At 68.8% G+C, this 5,123-nt stretch carries 4 protein-coding genes; all 4 read right to left on the bottom strand.

Annotation, left to right across the window (positions count from 1 at the left end):
• Positions 1–1,323, bottom strand: a 1,323-nt coding sequence (locus I6U14_RS15010; protein ID WP_296900329.1) for a glycine betaine ABC transporter substrate-binding protein, incomplete at its 3' end; no start/stop codon positions are given.
• Between the two features lie 146 nt (positions 1,324–1,469).
• Complete coding sequence (locus I6U14_RS15005; RefSeq protein ID WP_296900328.1) at positions 1,470–2,240, bottom strand: ATP-binding cassette domain-containing protein; 771 nt, start codon at positions 2,238–2,240, stop codon at positions 1,470–1,472.
• Positions 2,241–2,480: 240 nt separating this feature from the next.
• A complete protein-coding gene (locus I6U14_RS15000; RefSeq protein ID WP_296900327.1) occupies positions 2,481–2,939 on the bottom strand; it encodes a TerB family tellurite resistance protein in 459 nt (152 codons plus the stop codon).
• Between the two features lie 29 nt (positions 2,940–2,968).
• Positions 2,969–4,507 carry an alpha/beta fold hydrolase gene (locus tag I6U14_RS14995; protein WP_296900326.1) on the bottom strand — a complete coding sequence of 513 codons (1,539 nt, stop codon included), beginning with the start codon at positions 4,505–4,507 and terminating at the stop codon, positions 2,969–2,971.
• Positions 4,508–5,123 lie beyond the last annotated feature (616 nt).

Here is a 5,123-nt window from a genome sequence, read left to right as displayed (position 1 = left end):
GCGCGGGGGGCCGGGCTGCGCGGTCAGGTGGGCGGGGTGGGCGGTGATTCCCGGGGCGTGTGTGGTGCCCGCCAGGATCGTCGGCAGGGCCGGCGGCAGCTCGGTGCGCCAGAGCGGCGCCCGGGGCGGCAGCCCAAGGGCCTCGGCGGCCTCCGTGAGCGCCGGCGCGATGCCGGTGATACCCGCATGGGTGTTGCGCACGATCGGCAACAGGCTGTAGAGAAAGAGCGCCACCAGCGCCGAGCCGGTGCCAATGCCGAACACCGGGATCATGAACACCAGCAAGGCAAGCGCGGGAATAGTCTGGGCGATGCCCACGACCGCGAGCACCGCCTGCCCGAGGCGCCGTCGGTGGGCGGCGACGATGCCCAGCGGCACAGCGATGAGCACTGCCGCCGACAGCGACACGCCCACCAGCAGGGCATGCACCGCGGTGTTCTTCGCCAATCGCGCCGGCAGACCCTCGGCATCCGTCGCAATGGCGATGCCTTGGGTCTGCGCTAGCAGGTCCGCCGCCGCCTCCTGCTCCGATGCCCCGTCCAGCTGTACGGCGGCGTTGAGTGCGGTCATGCGCTCGCCGTCGATGATCCCGATGCTGCGGCGCATGGCCTTCAGGGCGCGGGGCGCCCGCTGTGCAAGATCCGCCCGAACCAGCAGCAGGGCGTCATAGCTGGGAAAGAAGCCCTGGTCGTCCACCAGTGTTGCCAGGTCGTAGTAGGCGATCTCGGCGTCGGTGGTGTAGAGCGCCGTGACATCGGCGCTGCCGGCGGCCAGGGCCCGGTAGGCCAGCGTGTGCTCGACGCCGCGTACGTCCTGCTGCGGCAGTGCATAGGCGGCCTTCAGGGCCGGCCAGCCGTCCTTGCGCTCCATGGACTCATTGGGGAAGCGCAGCCGCAGGTCCGGATGCGCACGGAGGTCGGAGATACGCTCGATACCGAGCTCGGCCGCTCGCGGCTTGGTCATGCCGAGCGCATAGTTGTTCTGGAAGCCGATGGCGCCGGCGAGCAGGATGCCGTCGCGCCGCAGGCGCTCGGCGAGCCGCCGCCGCCGCTCGGCGGGGTCTTGCAGCCGCTCCAGGCCGGCATCGCGGAGCAGCTCGTGGATCAGGGTGCCGGAGTATTCCACATAGGCGTCGATCTCGCCGCTCACCAGCGCGTTGTAGACGATACGGGTGCCGCCGAGCGCCTGGCGGTGCCGCACGGGCAGCCTCGCATCCGCCACCAGGCCCGCCAGCACCTCGCCCAGAATCACGGACTCTGTGAACTTCTTGCTGCCGATCACGACTTCCCGCTCGCTGTCCGAGCAGCCTGCGAGCGCCAACACGGCAAGCACGAGGAGCAGGCCGACCCGCCAGGGGCGTGGCAGAGCCCGCCGCCACGCCTGTGCGAGCGGCTGGCGCAGTTCAGTACATGCCCGCCGAGACCCCTTCGGCGTCGGGCGGCCGGCGCTCCCGGACGGCGTCGCGGCACTCATGAGCGGCCGTCCGCCGCGGGCGACGCTCCGGCCAGGTGCTCCAAGGGGCTGCGCTGGGCTTGGACGAAACGCTCCACGAAGGGCTCCGCCGGGCGCTGCACCATATCCGCCAGCAGGCCCGTTTGCACCGCCCGCCCGGCGCGCATCAGCACGATGCGATCGGCAAGAAAAGCCGCCTCGGGGAGGTCGTGGGTCACCAGTACGACGGTGCGCTTCAAGGTTGCGAAGATCTGCTTGAGCTCGTCCTGCAGCTCGCTGCGCACCATGGGGTCTAGCGCGCCCAGCGGCTCATCTAGGAGCAGAATCTCTGGGTCCAGCATCAGCGCGCGCATCAGGGCGACGCGCTGATTCTGGCCCCCGGACAGCTCACCCGGATAACGGTCCAGCACGTCCGCCGGCAAGTGCGTCAGCGTCGCCAGCTCGTCGAGGCGCGCCGCGCTGCGCTCCCGCGGCCAGCCGAGGTGCGCGGCCATCAGTGTGGCGTTGTCGCGGGCGGTCAAATGCGGGAACAGGCCACCCTGCTGGATGACATAGCCCATGCGCAGCCGCGCCTCGGGGAGCCGTTCCGGCGTCAGCGGCGCGCCATCGAGCAGGACCTCGCCGGCATCGGCGTCGATCAGACCGATCAGCACCCGCAGCAGCGTCGATTTGCCGCAGCCCGAGGGCCCGATCAAGGCCGTCGTGGTCGCAGGCTCGATGCGCAGCGACAGGCCGTCCAGCGCCCGCTGCTCGCCGTAGGTCTTGATGATTTGATGTAGCTCGAACACGGGCCGGCCCGTTGGTGTTGGGAGGCGTGGGTGATCGGGTCTAGGAATGACTCGATCATGCTTGCTCCTGTCACGATTGTCGGCACGCCCTTCCCGGCGGGGGCATGGCCTGGGATCTCGACCCGGATCTCGCCGGTTAGCGCACATCCTAAGGTAGCGGCTTTCGTCGCGCCGAGGACGGCGCTCCCACAGGGCCGCCCCGGCGTGCGGATCGTCCGGATTCAGGTGGCGCCGCGGCGCTCAGGCGCTGCCTTGCACCCGATGCTTGGCCGCGATGAAGGCGCTGTGAGGGACGTAGAGCAGCTCGGAGATCTTGCGCACCAGATGCTCCTCATACCGGTGCAGCTCCTGGTCGGCCAGGGCCACGGCCCAGAGCTGCTCGATGATGGCTTCCTTCTGCTGCGCCGTGAAGTCGGCGTTGATCAGCTGCGTGAACTGGAAGTAATCCGTTGCATCGTCGCGTTCGGCCTCGGCGAGGCGAATCAGCTGCGCGGTCTCCTCGTCGGTCAGATCGAACTGTTGGCGGATGGCGGCCTCCACACGCGCGCATTGCTCGGGTCGGATTTCGCCGTCCACCCGAGTCATCTCCAGCAGCAGCGCGCCTACGGCGAGCTGGAGCCGATGCTCTGTGTCAGCCGCGGTGTCCGCGCGGCTCGGCGCGAGGTTCTCGCGAAAGAAGCGTTTGATCTGGTTCAGCATGGGATGGTGCTCCGCGTTAGGCGTCGGATTCAATCGTCCGCGTTGCCTGTGGGCGCATTGGCCTGATCGATCCAGTCCAGCACGCGCCGCTCTTGGTACTCGTAGAAGGGATTGTGCCGCAGGCGCAGCAGCCACTGAGCCGGTATCTTCAGGACGCCGCGCTCGCCGCGGATGGCCAGCTGCCCCAGGAACACCTGCCCCGGCTCCTGCGGCGGATAGCGCCCGTAGAGCGGATCATCCGGCGGGAACGGCAAGTCCACGTGGGACAGCGCGATGGTGTCATCCGGCCAGGTGCCCGACAGGCTGTCACTGGGCGCCACCTCGGCCGTACCAGGTGCCTTGTAGCGGGCGATGACGCGTCGGTTCGCGGCGGATTCATTACCCACCAGGGTGATGGCGAAGGGCAGGCTCGCATCGGCCATCAGCTGCTTGGTCAATTCCGCGGTGTCGGTGACGATCAGCGGCGAGGCCACGGCCTCACGGTTGATGTCATAGAGCAGCAGCTCATGCCGGCCCGATGCCAGATGCCCGAGCAGATTGTCGACGGCGGCCCGCGGCGACACCGTGGCGTCCACGACGCTCAACAGCACCAGGGTCGACGGAAACTCTTCGATGAGGCTCTCGGCAGCGAGCCTGCGGACCCGCCGCGTCGTCGCCCGGGTCATGCGATGGACCTGAAGACTCGCATTGGCACTGAAGGCGTTGTAATTGAAGGGGTCGAACTCCGGCACCAGAGTCGTCCAGGCGAGCTGCTCCAGCCCCGGCAGATGCGACATCAGCGCAAACCAACGGGTGAGCGTCGCCGCCGGTGTGACACCGATGGCGGGCGACACCAGCACCAGGCTCGCGGGGACGGCCAGCTCGGCGCCCGCCTCGGAATCCGGCCCGGAATCCGCCCCGGAATCGGCCCCGGAATACACCAGGGCATCCAGCGAATAGTCGAGTGCCAGCGCGGCACCGGTGGAATAGCCGATGATGTGGATGGGCTTGCCGTCCAGGGAGTCGGCGAGATGGCGCGCACCAAGCTGCGTCGCCGCAGCCATATCCTCCCAGGTCACGTCCAGCAGCCCCGCCGGTGCTGTGCCATGGCCGGGCATGCGCAGCCCGAGAACCCGATAGCTCTGCGCATACAGCGCCTGACCGAGCGCACGCAGGCTGTAGGGCCCGTCGGACATGCCGTGCAGCAGCAGCACGCCGCCCCGCGGACGCTCGGGGATCAGCTCGAAGGTGCGGTTCCAGTTCGGCTCGCGCTGCCGCGGGTCGGAGGCGCTGCCCGGGCTGAAGCGGTTCAGCCGTTGCGTGGGGCCGGTGGGGACATGGGCATAGACCTTCGCGTCCAGCTCCTCGAAGAGCCTGTCCTCCAGCGCGCGATAGGCATCCAGGCTCGCGATCTCCTGGGCCCGCGCCGCGGTGAACTCCTGCTCGAGCGCCACTTCATGCCACAGCTGCACCGGCGGCTGTGCGCGCGCCCAGAGCACATAGGCAAGCACAGCGGCGATCAAGGCACCGAAGAGTGCGACGCCAAAGTTGGCCACCAGACGCCCAACGAAGCGCATCACCCGCGTCATCGGCCACACCTAGATCGGCGCAGAGGGGCGGGAGCGTCTGCGCTCAACACGGCGGTCTGCCCCGGGGCCGGTCTCGCCGGTGCATGTCGGAATAAAGCCAAGCCAAGTACCTGCGGTATGCTCGGTTTTGGGGATCGGGCTGGTACCTGCAGCATTTCATTGGACACCGCGGTAGCGGCACCGCGTCGAGGCCGGCAGCTTAACGGCGGCCCGGGGCACCGACAACACTCGGTGCGATCGGGTATCGCAGCATGGACGCGGGCATGCAGGCAGCTACAATCCCCGGCGCGGTGCAATCGGCCACAGCCGCGTTGACCAAAGCACCGAGCACCAATATCCACCGCAAGACCGGAGCCGGCGCCGCGGCAGCCTGATGCCGCCATCTTTGCTTGAGTGATCCGGCCCCATCCGCGCGACAGACGGATGAGTGCGGCAGCCCCCGCGACCTGTCAATCCAGCCAACCGAGCACATCCCGCGCGATAGACCAACGCGGGGGCCGGGTCGCATCGAACTGGCCGAGCATCGCTAACGCGGCACAGGCCATCGACGAGGAGGGCACCCCGGGCGGTGGCGGGCCAGGACTCAGCGGAGGGCAACAGCCGCCCGCCCTCCGGA

It is taken from the genome of Thiohalocapsa sp. (genome assembly GCF_019695415.1).
Classification (GTDB): domain Bacteria; phylum Pseudomonadota; class Gammaproteobacteria; order Chromatiales; family Chromatiaceae; genus Thiohalocapsa.
This window is presented reverse-complemented; position numbering and strand designations above follow the sequence as displayed.